Annotated in this window: 18 protein-coding genes; 3 read left to right on the forward strand and 15 right to left on the reverse strand. The window is 37.1% G+C overall.

All coding sequences use genetic code 11. The annotated features are described in order from the left end of the window. Positions 1 to 249: 249 nt before the first annotated feature. The 3 genes from gcvH to BAU23_RS13025 all read right to left on the reverse strand — a co-directional run bounded on the left by gcvH (position 250) and on the right by BAU23_RS13025 (position 2,068). Entirely contained in the window at positions 250 to 633 is a 384-nt protein-coding gene (gene gcvH / locus BAU23_RS13015; RefSeq protein ID WP_000026895.1) for a glycine cleavage system protein GcvH, read from the reverse strand. Positions 634 to 674: 41 nt separating this feature from the next. Continuing rightward, complete coding sequence (locus BAU23_RS13020; protein ID WP_000218970.1) at positions 675 to 1,040, reverse strand: arsenate reductase family protein; 366 nt, start codon at positions 1,038 to 1,040, stop codon at positions 675 to 677. 500 nt (positions 1,041 to 1,540) lie between these two features. After that, positions 1,541 to 2,068 (reverse strand): hypothetical protein, encoded by a 528-nt coding sequence (locus BAU23_RS13025; protein ID WP_000830433.1) that lies wholly within the window; start codon positions 2,066 to 2,068, stop codon positions 1,541 to 1,543. Positions 2,069 to 2,212: 144 nt separating this feature from the next. On the opposite strand from BAU23_RS13025, the gene BAU23_RS13030 reads away from it, so the two are divergent. Further along, positions 2,213 to 2,860 carry a phosphatase PAP2 family protein gene (locus tag BAU23_RS13030; RefSeq protein WP_000787715.1) on the forward strand — a complete coding sequence of 216 codons (648 nt, stop codon included), beginning with the start codon at positions 2,213 to 2,215 and terminating at the stop codon, positions 2,858 to 2,860. Between the two features lie 56 nt (positions 2,861 to 2,916). On the opposite strand, the gene BAU23_RS13035 is transcribed toward BAU23_RS13030, so the two are convergent. From BAU23_RS13035 to BAU23_RS13095, 11 genes are all read right to left on the reverse strand, one after another. Next, complete coding sequence (locus tag BAU23_RS13035) at positions 2,917 to 3,930, reverse strand: PTS sugar transporter subunit IIC (protein WP_071734593.1); 1,014 nt, start codon at positions 3,928 to 3,930, stop codon at positions 2,917 to 2,919. 22 nt (positions 3,931 to 3,952) lie between these two features. After that, on the reverse strand, positions 3,953 to 4,903 hold the full coding sequence (locus BAU23_RS13040; protein WP_002079696.1) for an L-lactate dehydrogenase: 951 nt from the start codon (positions 4,901 to 4,903) through the stop codon (positions 3,953 to 3,955). A gap of 246 nt (positions 4,904 to 5,149) precedes the next feature. Further along, entirely contained in the window at positions 5,150 to 5,398 is a 249-nt protein-coding gene (locus tag BAU23_RS13050) for a spore coat protein (protein ID WP_001002991.1), read from the reverse strand. 13 nt (positions 5,399 to 5,411) lie between these two features. Further along, positions 5,412 to 5,597 carry a hypothetical protein gene (locus BAU23_RS13055; protein WP_001180550.1) on the reverse strand — a complete coding sequence of 62 codons (186 nt, stop codon included), beginning with the start codon at positions 5,595 to 5,597 and terminating at the stop codon, positions 5,412 to 5,414. A gap of 663 nt (positions 5,598 to 6,260) precedes the next feature. Beyond that, positions 6,261 to 6,548: a DUF2178 domain-containing protein gene (locus BAU23_RS13065; protein ID WP_000029290.1), complete on the reverse strand. Its 288-nt coding sequence runs from the start codon at positions 6,546 to 6,548 to the stop codon at positions 6,261 to 6,263. Beyond that, positions 6,545 to 6,772, reverse strand: coding sequence for a helix-turn-helix transcriptional regulator (locus BAU23_RS13070; protein WP_000813830.1), 228 nt, complete (start codon positions 6,770 to 6,772; stop codon positions 6,545 to 6,547). The genes BAU23_RS13065 and BAU23_RS13070 overlap by 4 nt, the downstream gene beginning before the upstream one ends. Positions 6,773 to 6,955: 183 nt before the next feature. After that, on the reverse strand, positions 6,956 to 7,513 hold the full coding sequence (locus BAU23_RS13075) for a TetR/AcrR family transcriptional regulator (protein WP_000074930.1): 558 nt from the start codon (positions 7,511 to 7,513) through the stop codon (positions 6,956 to 6,958). Positions 7,514 to 7,516: 3 nt separating this feature from the next. Beyond that, positions 7,517 to 8,239 (reverse strand): MBL fold metallo-hydrolase, encoded by a 723-nt coding sequence (locus BAU23_RS13080; RefSeq protein ID WP_001242343.1) that lies wholly within the window; start codon positions 8,237 to 8,239, stop codon positions 7,517 to 7,519. 139 nt (positions 8,240 to 8,378) lie between these two features. Then, positions 8,379 to 10,163: an acyl-CoA dehydrogenase family protein gene (locus tag BAU23_RS13085; RefSeq protein ID WP_000416295.1), complete on the reverse strand. Its 1,785-nt coding sequence runs from the start codon at positions 10,161 to 10,163 to the stop codon at positions 8,379 to 8,381. Positions 10,164 to 10,492: 329 nt separating this feature from the next. Beyond that, a complete protein-coding gene (locus tag BAU23_RS13090; RefSeq protein ID WP_001206340.1) occupies positions 10,493 to 11,665 on the reverse strand; it encodes an acetyl-CoA C-acetyltransferase in 1,173 nt (390 codons plus the stop codon). Positions 11,666 to 11,686: 21 nt separating this feature from the next. After that, the gene (locus tag BAU23_RS13095; RefSeq protein ID WP_016130798.1) at positions 11,687 to 14,068 is read right to left on the reverse strand and encodes a 3-hydroxyacyl-CoA dehydrogenase/enoyl-CoA hydratase family protein; all 2,382 of its coding nucleotides are present in this window, start codon (positions 14,066 to 14,068) and stop codon (positions 11,687 to 11,689) included. A gap of 237 nt (positions 14,069 to 14,305) precedes the next feature. Here BAU23_RS13095 and BAU23_RS13100 point away from each other — a divergent pair, with 237 nt between their 5' ends. Both BAU23_RS13100 and BAU23_RS13105 read left to right on the forward strand, forming a co-directional pair. After that, positions 14,306 to 14,452 carry a YuzL family protein gene (locus tag BAU23_RS13100; RefSeq protein WP_001096346.1) on the forward strand — a complete coding sequence of 49 codons (147 nt, stop codon included), beginning with the start codon at positions 14,306 to 14,308 and terminating at the stop codon, positions 14,450 to 14,452. Between the two features lie 87 nt (positions 14,453 to 14,539). After that, positions 14,540 to 15,379, forward strand: a complete 840-nt coding sequence (locus BAU23_RS13105) for a D-alanyl-D-alanine carboxypeptidase family protein (protein ID WP_071734595.1) — start codon at positions 14,540 to 14,542, stop codon at positions 15,377 to 15,379. Positions 15,380 to 15,401: 22 nt separating this feature from the next. Here BAU23_RS13105 and BAU23_RS13110 read toward each other — a convergent pair whose 3' ends face one another. Continuing rightward, entirely contained in the window at positions 15,402 to 16,319 is a 918-nt protein-coding gene (locus tag BAU23_RS13110; RefSeq protein ID WP_000436766.1) for a proline dehydrogenase family protein, read from the reverse strand. Positions 16,320 to 16,486: the final 167 nt, after the last annotated feature.

Raw genomic sequence — 16,486 nt, forward strand, 5'->3', positions numbered from 1 at the left:
GGGGATGGAGCTTCTGACGTAAAGGCGCTTTTTGCCTTGTAGGAAGAAGCGAAGCCACCGAACAATCTAGCCGCTGGAGCTGGATCATAAAGAAAAGCGGAACCCGCTCAATCAACATGAAACATCTGCGAAAAAGTTTTTCAAAAATCTTCTCCTATATGATAATTAATATATATGTGCTTTCAAATTCATTATGTAACACAACATAAAAAAAGGACAGCACAAAGGCTGTCCTTTAGTCGACTATAATTAGTCTTGGTTTGTCATTTCTGCATATTTTTCTGCAGTTAATAACTTCTCAACTTGGCTTGCATCAGAAAGTTCAACTTTAACCATCCATGCACCCTCGTATGGAGATTCGTTAACAAGTTCTGGTTGGTCACTTAATTCTTCGTTTACTGCTACAACTTTACCACTTACAGGTGCGTATAATTCAGAAACTGTTTTAACAGATTCTACGCTTCCGAATGGCTCGTCAGCTTGGATTGTTGCACCTACTTCAGGAAGTTCAACGAATACGATATCGCCTAACTCACCTTGCGCAAAATGAGTAATACCGATAACAACCGCATTACCTTCTGTTTTTACCCATTCGTGTTCTTCAGAGTAACGTAAATTATTTGGAATGCTCATGACTGTACCTCCAGTGAATGTATTAATTATGTAAAAATACCTTATTGGTACTTTTTCCACACACTTTCAAACTGCTCTTCGTTAAAACCAAGTGTTACACTCGTTCCATTTGTTACAATTGGACGTTTAATTAACATGCCATCAGATGCTAAAAGCTCGTACATTTCGTCTTCGCTTGCATCCTTTAACTTATCTTTTAAACCAAGTTCGCGGTAACGCATTCCACTTGTATTAAAGAATTTTTTTAATGGCAATTCACTTTTCTCATGTAAATTACGTAAATCTTCTTTTGACGGTGGATTTTCAACAATATGAATCATCTCATATGCTACATCATTTGCCTCAAACCATTTTTTTGCTTTTTGACATGTGCCACACTTTGGATATGAATAAAATGTTACTGTCATAAATTCACCTACTTTTTTACTTACCTTTACCTTTATCATATAGAAAACGTTTTATTATTTCAAACGATTATTCGCTAAACTTTTACTTATTTCGTGATAATTTTTAATAATCCTGCTAATTTTTCTTATTTTTCCGCCATTTATTAAGAAAAAATAAATATATAAATTTTTTAGATTCTTCTCTCATCACCCGCCTAACATATATCTTAAACAAATGTTTGATTAACTACCTATTTTTCTTTGTTAGCCCTTGAGCTGCATTGCTTTCTTCCTACCGAACATACATCTTAAACAAACGTTTGATTAATTTCCTACTTTTCTTTGTTAACCTTTAAGCTGTATCGGTTTCTTCCTACCGAACATACATCTTAAACAAACGTTTGATTAATTCCATATTTTTCTTTGTTAACCCTTTAGCTGCAACGATTTCTTCCTACCGAACATACATCTTAAACAAACGTTTCTAAAAAAATAAGAAGCCTCGTTTACAGGCTCCTTCATCATCTATTCAAATAATCTGCAATTGTTTGAAATACTACGATATACATATTATGAATACTTTCTTCTGTATTTCCACCATTCGATAAACCAACTGCCCATTGTTGTCCTTCACCACTTCCGATATTTGCAAAACCTTGCGTATACATAGCATTTACATCTTTTCGTGCACTGTTATACTCTATCCCTTTTGTAATAAAAGTTGAATATGATTTATCTTGTAAACCAATAAAAAATACTGGTTTCTTTAGCGATGAAAATACATCTTTATACTGCTCTGTTGAGGCCTCTTGAAAGTGATTTTTCATTATTAGAAAACCATCCACTTCCTTAGATTTCTTTTCCAATTCCTCTAACTTCACATTTTCAAACTTTATATTCCTAAACGTATCTTTCGGCTTTTCACCAACAACTCCAATTACGAGTGCTCTCCCGTTGTATTCTAATTTCTCTCCTTCTTTATCCTTTGCACACCCAGTACTCACTAGGCATAACAATATAAAAACTAAGAAATAAAATGAACGCTTCATTTAGCACCCTCTCCCTCTTTTAAGTCAAGTGACAAAAATGTAAGGTAAATTCAAGAAAATGTAAGTGAAATCGATAGCCCAATTGGATTTTCTATATTATAATCAATTGAATTTACTTACATTACTAAAACATAGGAGCTTATCATGAAGAATTTTAAACTTTCATCTTTTCTTCCGTTAAGTTATATACTTCTACTCGTGCTCGTAAGTCCCCTTTACGATGTATTAAATAAATCCACTGTTCACGCAGTGGATGTCACAACTGTAGTAGATGATTGGATTCCATTTGTGAAAGCATTTATTATTCCTTATTTACTTTGGTTTCCTTACTTATACGGCGCACTTATTTATTACTGTTTTGCTGATCGAAAGCAATATTATGTCACTTTAAGTAGTGTAATTCTTGGAAAACTTGCTTGTTTTTCTATTTATTATTTTTGGCAGACAACTGTACCACGTCCAACAGTCGTTGGAACGGACGTATTTTCCGAACTAGTCCGCTATATTTATAGTATTGATCAACCAGTAAACTGTTTCCCAAGCATTCATGTCCTTACCACCTTTATAATTATGTTAGCTGCCTTTAGACGTAGAGAACAACATGCTTTTGAGTATTACATCCTTACGTTCTTCGGTACTCTTATTATTTTATCAACGCTATTTACAAAGCAACATGCTTTTGTAGATGCCGTTTCTGGAATGACACTCGCAAGCGTACTATACTTCGGTGTTCAGCTATTATTAGCAAAAGAAACAGTACGTGTTCCAGTAAAACAAAATCAAAAAATGTAAAAAGCAGACTGTGGCTTCTTCAGTCTGCTTTTCTCTATATTAAGGAGATTTTCAATTTAAGATTGCGGTACAGTCATATCACCAGAATGAATACGACCTGTTTTTTTAAGAGCAATGTAAAGTATATAAGAAACAGCTACTGGAATGATGATATAAGTGATTACCATCGCTGGGACAACTTCCCATCCTTGGCTGGAAATTAAATTAATTGGTGCGATAAGATAACTTAATCCAAGACCTGCAATTTCTTTCCCTGCTTCCAGTTGGAAAATTAATGCTGATACTGGGCCTACTATAGCGCTGGCGACGACAGTTGGGACGAGAATCATTGGATTTTTAGTAATGTTCGGTAATTGTACTTTTGGAGTACAAAGTGCCTGAGCTAATATGCCACCTAAATTATTTTCTTTCGCTGAGATAACAGAGAATCCGATAAACTGAGCAACACATCCTGCAAGTGCTGCTCCTCCTGCAACACCATCTAAGCTAAGTGCTATCGCTAAAGCAGCTGATGAAGCTGGAGAGATAAGTAATAATCCCCAAACTACAGCAATCACGATAGAAGCGACGAACGGGCTACCAGCTGAACTATCTTTAATGAATGCTCCAACTGCATTTAAAACTGGGCTAATATTTTGAGCTAACCAAATACCGACTAAACCAGAACCTAATATTGCTGCAAATGGAACGAGCATCATATCTAAAGCAGTTTTTCCGCTTAATCGTTTACCAATATAAACTGCTAAAGTCGCTGTTAATAATGCACCGATTGGTTCACCTGTTTTAATAATGAGACCAGCTTCAGTAATTGAAATGGAACCTGCTCCAATTGCTCCGGCTACCATTGCTGAGAAAATTACGAGTCCGTTTGCACCAAGCATAAAAGCAATTCCGGCTCCAATTGCTGGTGCCATAAGTGATTTTGCAACAACTCCGATTGTAATAAGTAATGGGATATCAACAATTCTTCCTATATTTTCGATCAGTAAACCAATTCCAAGGGATACGAAAATACCCTGTGCGATTCCGGCAGAAGCTTTAAACACACGAGACATTATATATTCCTTCATTTGTTTCACCTTCTCCTATAATTTAGTAACCAATTGTCTTCATATAATCGCGTAAAACATCGTTTGATTTCGCAAAGCGGCTTTCTTCATCTTCTAATAAATTCAGTTCTACCACTTCTCTTACACCGTCTCTAGTAATAATTGCTGGTACTCCTGTACAAATATCGTATTCGCCATATTCGCCATCTAAAATAGCTGAAACAGCGATAACACGGTGATCATCATTGAAGATTGAGCGGGCAATATATGCTAGGGAATTTCCGATTCCGTAATAAGTAGTTCCTTTACGCTTATAAATTTCCCATCCAGCTTTTGCAGTCTTCTCAACAATTTCATCTAAATCTATTTCACCAAATCGTTCTTTTTGTTCCTCTAAAATTTGCAGAATTGGCTTTCCACCAACAGTTACGTGAGACCAAGCAACCATTTGAGAATCACCATGCTCTCCTAATGAATACCCATGAATACTACGAGGATCTACATGTAACATTTCAGATAAAATTGTTCTTAAGCGAGAAGAATCTAGTGATGTGCCAGTACCAAGTACACGATTTCTTGGTAAACCAGATAATTTCCAAACTTGATATGTAATAATGTCAACTGGGTTCGATGCGATTAAGAAAATGCCATCAAATCCACTTTCCATTACGCCATTCACAACACTCTCCATAATCTTAGCGCTTGCCCCTAAAGTGTCTAAACGACTTTGTCCAGGCTTCGGCGCTGGTCCTGCTGTAATAATTACAATGTCCATATCTTTGCAGTCTTCATAGCTTCCTGCATATACTTTTGTTCTTGTATTTGTAAAGTTAATACAGTGTGATAAATCCATTGCTTCCCCAACTGCACGTTCATGATTTATATCAATTAATAATAGCTCTTCGCAAATGCCTTGATTGACAATGGAATATGCACAACTTGATCCAACTAATCCAGTACCGATAATTGCAATTTTTCTTGTATTTCGTTTCATAGCAATCTCTCCTAATTGATCATATAATCTATTTCTTTTGTTCTTTACACCCCTAATTATATAGATTCCCACGATAGAAACCATGGATACTTTGTGAAATGTTGAGCAAACTTTTGTCCTTTTTGTGAATTGTTATATTCCATTTTCGTCATATTTGTTACAACTGGAAAAATATTTATTATATATTTATTGACATGCCCAAAACAAAAAAAACGAGCGACTTCATTCGCTCGTTTTTTCATCCCATTATTCCGCACTTAATTGACCTTTTAATTGCTGTACAATCATTGGGTTAGCAGGTGCTGCCGGTTTATAATAACTCTTTTGCTTTGCGTATTCATACATATTACGTTGACGCATCTCATCTTGATTACGAATTTGAATTAACGTTTGATGTAACTGTTCATTATCAGACTGAGAAATATAATTTGCATAACTTGTTAAACTTGCATTTAATCCTGCTAAATAATCATTTACCATATCTTTTTCATTCATCTTTCACTTCCTCCTATCCTAGGAAAGTCATTAATTGCTGTTTCGTATTTCGTGCATCTTGTGCATCCTTTTGTAACATTTGTTTCAGTTGTGGATCTGTACAAGCCTGTGCATACTGGTCTAATTTATTAATAATTGTTGCATGTCCACCAATTAAATGGCGTAAGTTTTCTACTTCAAGCTCTGTTAAATTTTGCATAGGATACTCCTACCTTTCTTCTTTCATTCTCCTTTAGTATTCTGTTCTTTCTAAATCATATTCATTAAAAAGCTTTCTTACATTTCAAATAAATCACGCCTATTTATAAATCCAATAAAATGTTATAATTACAGAAAAATACAAATTTTCAATAGGTAACCTATAACAACAATATAATCCCCAAACAACCCATAGCATAGTAGGTAGGTGTGCTTATGCAAAAACATTTTAAAGCTATCTTCTTAATGGTTTATGCAATCCTGTATGTAAAATTGTTGATTGATATATCAACTTTAAAACCACTATTCACTTCCATACCTTTACATATGTTATTTCTCATTGGTTTTTTGTTCATTGCGCTTAACAACTATAGAAATCGTAATACCACTTTTTTCTTAATATTTATTAGTGCAACTCTATTGGTAAGCGTTAGTTTAATGAAAAACACCCTTTTATAAACTCTACATAACAAAGGAGCAACGACTATGAAAACCCATGAATTCCTTACAGAAATCCAGAAAGGCTCTGAACCTACCCCCTATCAAGATCCTATTGCATTCAGTTTCGTTTGCTTTTTCTTAGCCATATACACATTTTTCAAACCTGCAAAATAATATCATTTAACAAGAAAGAGCCTCTAAACCATTAGAGACTCTTTTCCAGTTAATATCTTCTTTTTAAAACTACGATAGTTAAAGCATACGAACAAAGTACTCCAGCTAATAAAAATGCATTTGCTAACTTATACTGTTCGCCTGTCAATGAATATAGATTCCCGATTAAAAAGATAATTAAATATAGAAATAAAAATACAAACAATGAAATTTTAGCTGCATTCCCTGTAATATGCTCGCCTCTCTCATCTTCCCCCTCATTCTTCTGAAAACGTGTTGAATATAAAACACCTATTAGTCCTGCTACTGAGATTATTATCCCTATTACAATACTCATTCCGTTTCCCCCTCTATCTTATATTGAAAAACTTCATGAAACTCCTTACCTAAAATATGCGCAATTTCAAAAGCTAAAATTAAAGATGGATTGTACCGATTCGCTTCAATTGATGCGATCGTTTGTCTACTTACCCCAGCTTTGTTCGCTAAATCCGTTTGTGACCAGCGTTTTTCTGCTCTGAGTACAACGAGATTATTTTGTAAATTCCCACTCTGTTTCATAACCTCTCCTTATTTTACATTATTTTCCATATTTTAATTGTAATTTATTTTTAACATCATGTAAACTATTTTTAACACAGATAAAGTGAAACTTCAATCCGCCCACCTACCGTTCTTTTGGAATCCTATGCACTAAAAAACCTTAGAATCGCTCCTAAGGTTTCATGTTGTCTCGCCTCTTATTCAATCTCTCATTACGTGTAATCCTTTAATAAATGTCTCCAATAATACATGTAAACTTGTATCTAAATCTAGTGGCAAACCAAATCCACCCTGCTGTTCAATCGACGCAAACCCATGACAAATACTTCTGAATCCACGCGTCGCATGAAGTGCATTCTCTCCTTCTAAGCCGTATTGTTGTAAAACATGAAGACAAAGCTTTACAATTCCGTCACCTGCTTTTCTTACTTCTTCATCTCGTAAAAAAGTCGCTTCATACAATCCAGGATGTTTGCGTACGAATGCTACATACGCTTCTCCTAAAGCATGAATTGCTTCATCCATACGTTTACCCTCGGCCGCTTCTTCCAGTCTGTTATGCAGCTCTTTTATTCCGTACATACCAAGATTTTTCCGTACATCTTGTAACCCTTTCACATGATTGTATAGCGAGGGAGAACGCACCCCTAATGTTTGCGCTAATGAAGCTAACGTTACTTCTTGTATTCCATTTATATCTGCAATTTCTGCTGCTGTTTCTACAATTTTCTGTAATGTAAGTCCGATTCTCGGTGACATCAATTAAACCTCTTTTCTACTTTCCATATTCCGCTTAGCTTCCTTAATAGCAAGTTTTATAGCAGCGCCTGGATCCTTTATCATTTTTCCATGTCCCGCCGCAAGCAAGGAAGGCTCATATTCTCTTAGCTTCTCTGCACTTTGTAATGATATTTCTTTGCTCCACGTTGCCATCGCAGGAAACGGAAACCAAAATTTCATTTGTCCCGAAACAGCCATACCTCCTCTTGTTTGGAAGGCATCCCCGACAATAAGAGCTTTATTTCGTACATCAAGAAACGACATGGATCCTGGCGTATGTCCCGGTGTCATAATCGCAAGAAGCGATCCAACTCGGTCGCCATCTTCCAATAAAACATCAGGTACCGTTTTTACCTTTTTAGGTACACCGCCTTTTATTGGTATATTTGGTTCATCCTTTTGTAACGACGTATCTCCCTCTAACAGCTTTGCGTCCCGCTTAGAAATATAGACTGGGACATCAGGAAGTACTTCTTTTAATTCGTCTAGCGCACCGATGTGATCATCATGCGCATGCGTTAATACAATCTTAGTAATTGGTTTCCCTATTTTCTCAGCCGCCTGTAAAATACCTTTTGCGCTATATGGCAAAGCTGCATCAATTAAAGTTAAACCATCTTCTTCCTCCACAAAGTAACAATTCACAGGAAACACTCTTGGTAAAAATGACAATTGATATACCGTTTTTTCATGTATCATTCTCATATTTCCAGCTCCCTTTCCGAAAAACTAATGCTATTAGTTTTATTATACTAATGGCATTAGTTTTATGTCACTAAAAATTTCATTTTTTCAAAAAAAAAAGAACAGTAGTCGTATAAACGACTACTGTTCTTTAAAGGTATTAAACTGTGTAACGCTCATCTTCTAAAATTTTCGCAGCGATTTCACGTTTCTTCGGAATTACGTTAAGTGGCGTGTGGCGTGTTAATTTGCGTAATGATGATAACATCATGCGCAGCATGTCGCCATTTTCAACTGCGATAAGTGTTTCTTTCGCATCTGCTTCGATTTCGTTGAATGCTTCTTGGCAGAATACTTCAGTGTATAACACTTTTTGTTTATTCTTTTCAAGACCAGTTGTTTTAATTGCTTTTTCTGTACGCAGAACAGCTGATTCCATTGCGTAAAGGTTGCTTACGATGTCAGCGATATTCACAAGAATTTCTTGCTCTTTATCTAATGCTTTACCGTATTTTTGAGCAGCTAATCCAGCTACCATTAAACCGATTTTCTTCGCGTTAGTTACTAAATACTTTTGAAGTGCTAATGGCTCATCGCCTACTTCTTCTGGCATCATCATCATTAACTCTTCTTGTAATTTTTGTGCTTTTTGAAGAAGTGGTAATTCACCTTTCATCGCCTTACGTAAGAACGTACCTGGTACGATTAGGCGGTTAATTTCGTTCGTTCCTTCGAAAATACGGTTAATACGAGAATCACGGTACATTCTTTCAATCTCGTACTCTGCCATAAATCCGTAACCACCGTGAATTTGAACACCTTCATCTACTGTATAATCTAACACTTCAGAACCGAATACTTTATTTAAAGAACACTCGATTGCATATTCAGCGATAGAAGCTGCTACTGCTTTACCGTCTTTTACTTCTTCTTCAGATAATGTGCTCATGCGACTTTCGAATAAACCTACTGTACGATATACAGAGCTTTCAGCTGCATATGTTTTTGCTGCCATATTCGCAAGTTTCTCTTGAATTAATGGGAAGCGAGCGATTGGTTGTTTGAACTGTTGACGTTGATTTGCATATTGTGCTGAAATTTCTACTGCACGTTTCGCAGATCCAACTGTACCAACACCTAATTTATAACGACCGATATTTAAAATGTTGAACGCGATAATATGACCTTTACCGATTTCACCAAGTAGATTTTCTTTCGGTACTAATGCATCTTCTAAAATTAACGTACGAGTTGAAGAACATTTAATACCCATTTTCTTTTCTTCTGGGCTTGTAGATACGCCTGGATACTCTTTCTCTACGATAAATGCTGAGAAGTGCTCACCATCTATTTTTGCATATACAACAAATACATCAGCGAATGCAGAGTTTGTAATCCATTGTTTTTCACCATTTAATACGTAATGTGTACCTTCTGCATTTAAACGTGCCGTTGTTTTTGCACCTAATGCGTCAGATCCTGAACCTGGCTCTGTTAATGCGTATGCAGCTAATTTTTCACCAGTTGCAAGTAATGGTAAATACTTTTTCTTTTGCTCTTCGTTACCGAATAATACGATTGGTAAAGATCCGATACCTACGTGAGCACCGTGAGTAATTGCAAAGCCACCTGCGCGAGAGAATTTCTCTGCGATTAACGCTGAGCTTACTTTATCAAGACCGATTCCGCCGTACTCTTCTGGTACGTCAGCGCCTAATAAACCAAGTTCACCAGCTTCTTTTAAAAGACGCACAGAACGATCAAACTCGTGTTGCTCTAAATATTCAAGCTCTGGAAGAACTTCATTTACGATAAAGTCCTCTGTCGTTTTTGCAATCATTTTATGCTCAGATGAAAAATCCTCTGGCGTAAACACTTGATCAATCGTAATCTCATCAACTAAAAAGCTACCGCCTTTAACCGCATTTCCTACTGTTTTTTCCATGAAAATTTCCTCCTTCATATTTTCATAAGCCGCTTCTCTCATTTTGAAAGAAGCTGGCTCTCCCGTTTATTTTTTATAAACCTTTGTTGCTTCCATTCTTTGTATTGGCGACGTCTCGTTCTGAGCGAGCCACCTGCGAGGCAAAGAACGCCTCTACGTCTGAAGCTCCATCCCCCTCACATTCTGAACGAGCCGCTTCCACTTTTTTTCATAATCCAGTTCCAGTGGCTAGAACAGTCGATCGTTTCACCCCTTCCTGTGAGGCAAAAAGCGCCTCTTCGTCAGGGCTTCCAACGCCCTCCTGTTCTGAGCAAGCCACTTCCACTTTTTTATAGTAATTCAAACACTCCTGCTGCTCCCATTCCGCCGCCGATACACATTGTTACGATACCGAATTGTTGGTTGCGGCGTTTCATTTCGTGAATAAGAGATAGTGTTAGTTTTGCTCCTGTACAGCCAAGTGGATGTCCAAGTGCGATTGCACCGCCGTTTACGTTTACTTTTTCCTCATCTAAACCAAGTTCACGAATAACTTGGATCGATTGTGAAGCGAATGCTTCGTTTAGTTCGAATAGACCGATATCAGATAGCTCTAAGCCAGCTAATTTTAACGCTTTTGGAATTGCAGCGATTGGGCCGATTCCCATTACTTCTGGTGGTACGCCAGCTACTGCGAATGATCGGAATTTCGCAAGTGGTTTCATGCCATCACTCACTGCTTTTTCACGATCCATTAATAGTACAGATGCTGCACCGTCACTCATTTGTGAAGAGTTACCAGCTGTTACAGAACCGCGAACGTTAAATGCTGGACGTAATTTACCTAAAATGTCTAGCGACGTTTCTGCTCTTACACCTTCGTCTTGTGCGAAAATGATTGTTTCTTCTTGCAGTTTGTTGTTTGATCCAACAGTACGTAACGTTACATCTACAGATACTGTTTCATCAGCAAAGTTCCCTGCAGCTAATGCTTTCGCAGCACGTTGATGACTTCTTACTGCAAATGCATCTTGTTCTTCACGAGAAATTCCATATTTCACAGCAACTTGCTCTGCTGTATGTCCCATACCCATATAATATTCCGGAGCCGCTTCTACAAGGCGACTATTTGGACGAACAACGTGTCCCATCATTGGAACTAAACTCATTGATTCCGCTCCGCCTGATAATACAGCTTCCGAGTGACCAAGCATAATACGCTCTGCTCCGTAAGCGATACTTTGTAAACCTGAAGAACAGTAACGGTTAATTGTAATAGCTGGAACATCGTAAGAAAGTCCTGCTAATCCGCCGATATTACGAGCCATATTTAAACCTTGCTCAGCTTCTGGCATCGCACAACCGAAAATTAAATCATCGATCGGTCCTTCATAATTCGCACGCTTTAACGTTTCCTTTACTACTAATGCCCCTAGATCGTCAGGACGAACTGTTTTTAATGAACCCCTCTTTGCTTTTCCAATTGGTGTTCTTGCTCCCGCAACAATGACAGCTTCTCTCATGAACGATATCTCCCCTCGTTATTAGTTACGTAATGGCTTTCCTTTTACAAGCATGTGCTGCATTCTTGCTTGTGATTTCATCTCACTTACTAAGCTAATAAATGCTTCACGTTCTACATCTAATAAATACTGCTCATCAACTTCTGTTCCGTACGGCACTTTTCCGCCCGCAATGACATATGCAAGTTTTTTCGCAATGTGAAGATCATGTTCAGAAATGTAACCTGATAAATGCATTGCTTCTGCACCAAGTACAAGCGTTGCATATCCTGTTTCACCAACAACTGGTATCTTTTTACGGATTGGTGCTTTATAGCCAGCTTCATATAAAGCAAGTGCTTTTTGTTTCGCATCATATAGTAAGTGATCACCATTCACACTAATACCGTCTTTATCGCCTAAGAAGTTGTTCGAGACAGCTTCTTGTGCTGATGTAGAAACTTTCGCCATCGCTACAGATTCGAATACTTTATTCGCAACTTTTTGCAGATCAAACTCTACACCGTTTGGCATTTTATTTAAGTGTTTAATGTAAAGCTCTTTATTACCGCCTCCGCCAGGGATTAAGCCAACACCAACTTCTACTAAGCCCATATACGTTTCACTAGAAGCTTGAATGCTAGCAGCTGGTAAGCAAACTTCTGTACCTCCACCAAGCGTCATACCATATGGTGCTGCTACGACTGGCTTAGAAGAGTACTTAATTTTCGTCATTGCATCTTGGAAATTTTTCACAACCCACTCAATTTCAAAGTAGTTGTCATCTTGTGCTTCCATTAAGATCATTGCTAGGTTCGCACCAACGCAGAAGTTCTTCGATTGGTTACCGATAACAAGACCTTTATAATTCTTTTCTACTTCATCAACAGCGTAGTTAATCATTTGCGTAATATCCATACCGATTGCATTGCTCTTCGAATGGAATTCTAAGCAAAGGATGCCGTCACCTAAATCAATTAAGCTCGCTCCGCTATTTTTCTTTAATACGCCATTTTTCGCTTTTAATTGCTTAAGAGAAATTGCCTTTTTATTACGTTCGATTAGCTTATATTCGCCATTATCGTAATAGTAGCTATCTCCGTTATCATGTTTGTAGAAAGTAGTGAAACCTTTCTCTACCATTTCTTTCACCCAAGTCGGAACAACTGCACCGTTTTCTTCCATCTTTTGAACGGACTTTTCAACGCCAATTGCATCCCAAACTTCAAATGGTCCTTGCTCCCAGCCGAAGCCCCACTTCATGGCTTGGTCAATTGCAACGATATCGTCAGCAATTTCTTTATGAAGTTTTGCAGAGTATAAAAGAGTCGGTGTAATGATGTTCCATAACAACTCTCCTGCGCGGTCTTTCGCGTATACAAGCGCTTTCAATTTATTCGATAAACCTTTTTCTTGTTTACTTAACTCGATAGATGCAGCTTTTAATTTTTTGCGAGCTTCGTATTCCATCGTTTCAGGATTTAGTTCTAAAATTTCTTTTCCTTGTTTTAAGAAGAAGCCTTGACCTGTTTTGCTTCCAAGCCACTTTTTATCAAGCATGTCATGCATAAAAGCTGGTACTTTAAATACATCACGCTCTTCTTCTTGTACATTTTCATATACGTTATTTGCAACGTGTACGAATGTATCTAAACCAACAACATCTAATGTACGGAACGTTGCGCTCTTCGGACGACCAATAAGTGGGCCTGTTACAGAATCAACTTCCCCAATGCTATAGCCGCGCTTAATCATTTCTTGTAATGTTACAAGCAAGCCATACGTACCGATGCGGTTTCCAATAAAGTTTGGTGTATCTTTTGCGATAACAACGCCTTTTCCAAGAACGTCTTCGCCAAATAGTTTCATGAAGCTTAATACTTGTGGATCAGTTTCTTTCGTCGGTATTACCTCTAGAAGTTTTAAATATCGTGGTGGGTTAAAAAAGTGTGTGCCTAAGAAGTGTTTCTGGAAGTCGTCTGAACGACCCTCTGCCATTTTTTCAACGGAAATGCCTGATGTATTTGAGCTCACAATTGAGCCTGGTTTACGAACAGCATCTACTTTTTCAAATAGTTTCTTTTTAATATCTAAGTTCTCAACTACTACTTCAATAATCCAATCTACATCAGCTAGACGCTCAAGATCATCTTCTAAGTTACCTGCTTCAATCAGTGCTAAATTTCCTTTCACTGTCAGAGGAGCTGGTTTTTGCTTTAATAGTTTTTGCACAGCCGTATTACTAAAACGATTTCTCACACTTTTATGTTCTAATGTAAGTCCCTTCGCTTCTTCTTCTTTCGTAAGCGCAGGTGGTACAATATCAAGCAATAATGTCGGAATACCAATATTAGCTAAGTGTGCCGCAATTCCTGAACCCATTACGCCTGAACCTAGAACAGCAGCCTTTTTAATTTGGAACATCCATTTCTCCCCCTATTCTTGAATGAATGCTCATTCAATTTTTCGACATAAGTCGCAATCAATGAGTGAGCCTCTACTAATAAATATATGATACAGTTTGAATTTTCGCAATATATTTATTGATAAAATTTTCTGAAATAAATATATTTCTTTCATTTGGCTATGCTATACATGTGTATTTTCTTCATTAAAATGCACTTTTCCTTTTTATAATCTGACGAAACTGGAGGAATATATATGGCAAAACTTAAGAAGAACCCTTCAAAAGCTGGAATTAGCGCAGCAAGCGTAACTGGAAATGCAGGCCCGCATAATCAAGGTGTTGAAAAAGGGCGTCAAGGTAATAACCAACAATATAAGAAGCATAATATGGGCGAAAAATAACGCTATATTTTTGGGCAGAGAACGTGGCATAATGATTAATGGCTGCTTTTTCTGCCCAATTTATTTGGAACAAAAGAGGGAATTATAATGAAACGAACAATAGTTATGATTGTAATGATTGCTACACTGTTTACAGGGATGATTTTCTTCTCTTATGCTCACAGACAACAAGCCGTAAGAGCGGATCAACCTAGTATTACTGGGCAATATGGAATTACAATCGATGCAGACACAGGTGAAATTTTGTATGGAAAACGCGAGGATGAGCGCTCTTATCCGGCTAGTATAGCCAAAATGATGACAACTCTTCTCTTACTTGAGAATGTAAAAGAAGATGAGGAAATTACAGTTACAGAAAACGCAATAAAAACAGAAAGTCAAAGTAAGAAGATTAAGCTTCGTGCTGGTGAAAAATTAAAACGTGATGAGGCATTAAAACTTATGCTTATCATTAGTGCAGACCCGATCGCTGAGTCAATTGCAGAACATATCGCAGGATCAAAAAATGAGTTTGTGAAAATGATGAATGCTAGGGCGAAGGAACTCGGGACGAAGCATGCAACTTTCAAAAATGCAAGCGGTGCTGATGCACTTGGAAATAAAGTATCACCTTATGACATTGCTATTATTACGAAAGAAGCATTAAAGTATCCAATTGTTTTAGATTATATGAATTCAACACATACTACTCTACATACTTCAGAGCGCTCTCCAAAAATTGCAAACTATGGACGAGAAGAACTATATGACGATCCATATGCGATTGGAAGTAAAAGTGGTTTATCCGCACTCGGAAAATATACAGTCGTAACAGTTGATAAAAAAGACGGTAAACGCGTCATTAACGTCGTGTTATCTTCTACTCGTACGCAGCTATACCCTGATACGAAGAAAATGGCGCACTACGCATTTCAGCAATTAAAATAACCAAGGAGTATTTTCTCCTTGGTTATTTTTTAACCATACCTTTTAATACGAACGCAACGTTTGCTGGACGCTCTGCTAGACGGCGCATGAAATAGCCATACCAGTCGTTTCCATAAGGCACATAAACACGCATTTTGTAACCTTCTTTTACTAGCTCAAGTTGACGCTCATTACGAATACCATATAACATCTGGAATTCAAATTGGTCTCTTGGAATATTGTGTTCTTCGGCAAGTTTTTTCGTATATTCAATAATCGCTTCGTCATGTGAAGCAATTGCAGTATAATTTCCATTTAATAAGTGCATTTTAATAATTTTTTTATAGTTATCATCTACATCTTTCTTATCCGGGAACGCTACCTCTTCAGGCTCTTTATAAGCTCCTTTTACAAGACGTAAATTAGGACTATAAGCATTTAATTCTTCCATATCTTTTTCTGTACGATATAAGTAAGCTTGAATAACAGTACCAATATTATCGTATTCAGATTTTAACTGTTTAAAGATATCAATTGTTTTTCCGCAGCGCGTATAGTCTTCCATATCAATTGTAATAAACACACCGTTTTCTTTTCCAGCTTCTAAAATACGGCGCATATTGTTCATTACGATTTCATCAGAAATATCTAATCCCATAGAAGTCATCTTTAAAGAAAGCTGCGAATTAAGACCTTCTCTTCCAATTGCACGAATCGCTTCAATCGATTCGCTAGCCATTTCATTTGCTTCCGCTTCGTTATCAACGAATTCACCTAAATAATCGATCGTTACACAAAGACCTTGCTTATTTAATGCTTTAATTGCTGCTGTCGCTAATTCAATCGTCTCCCCTGCGACGAAGCGACCCGCGCCAAAGCGTAAACCGTACTTTTTAGCCAGTTTTGTTAGCGCTTTATTTTTTGATAAAAAAAGAAACGAATTGCGCATTAATTGTTCCATGTAATTCACCCCTATGACTGTTCTTTATCTGTTTTTTACCCCTCTTCAAAATTATATCACTGTTTAAAATTATTTGATACAAATAATTATTTAGATAATTTATAAAATACTATAAAAATATTTAAAACCCCATATTCTCGCTTACAAATATGCCGGAAATATTTTTC

This window comes from Bacillus nitratireducens (genome assembly GCF_001884135.1).
Classification (GTDB): Bacteria; Bacillota; Bacilli; order Bacillales; family Bacillaceae_G; genus Bacillus_A; species Bacillus_A nitratireducens.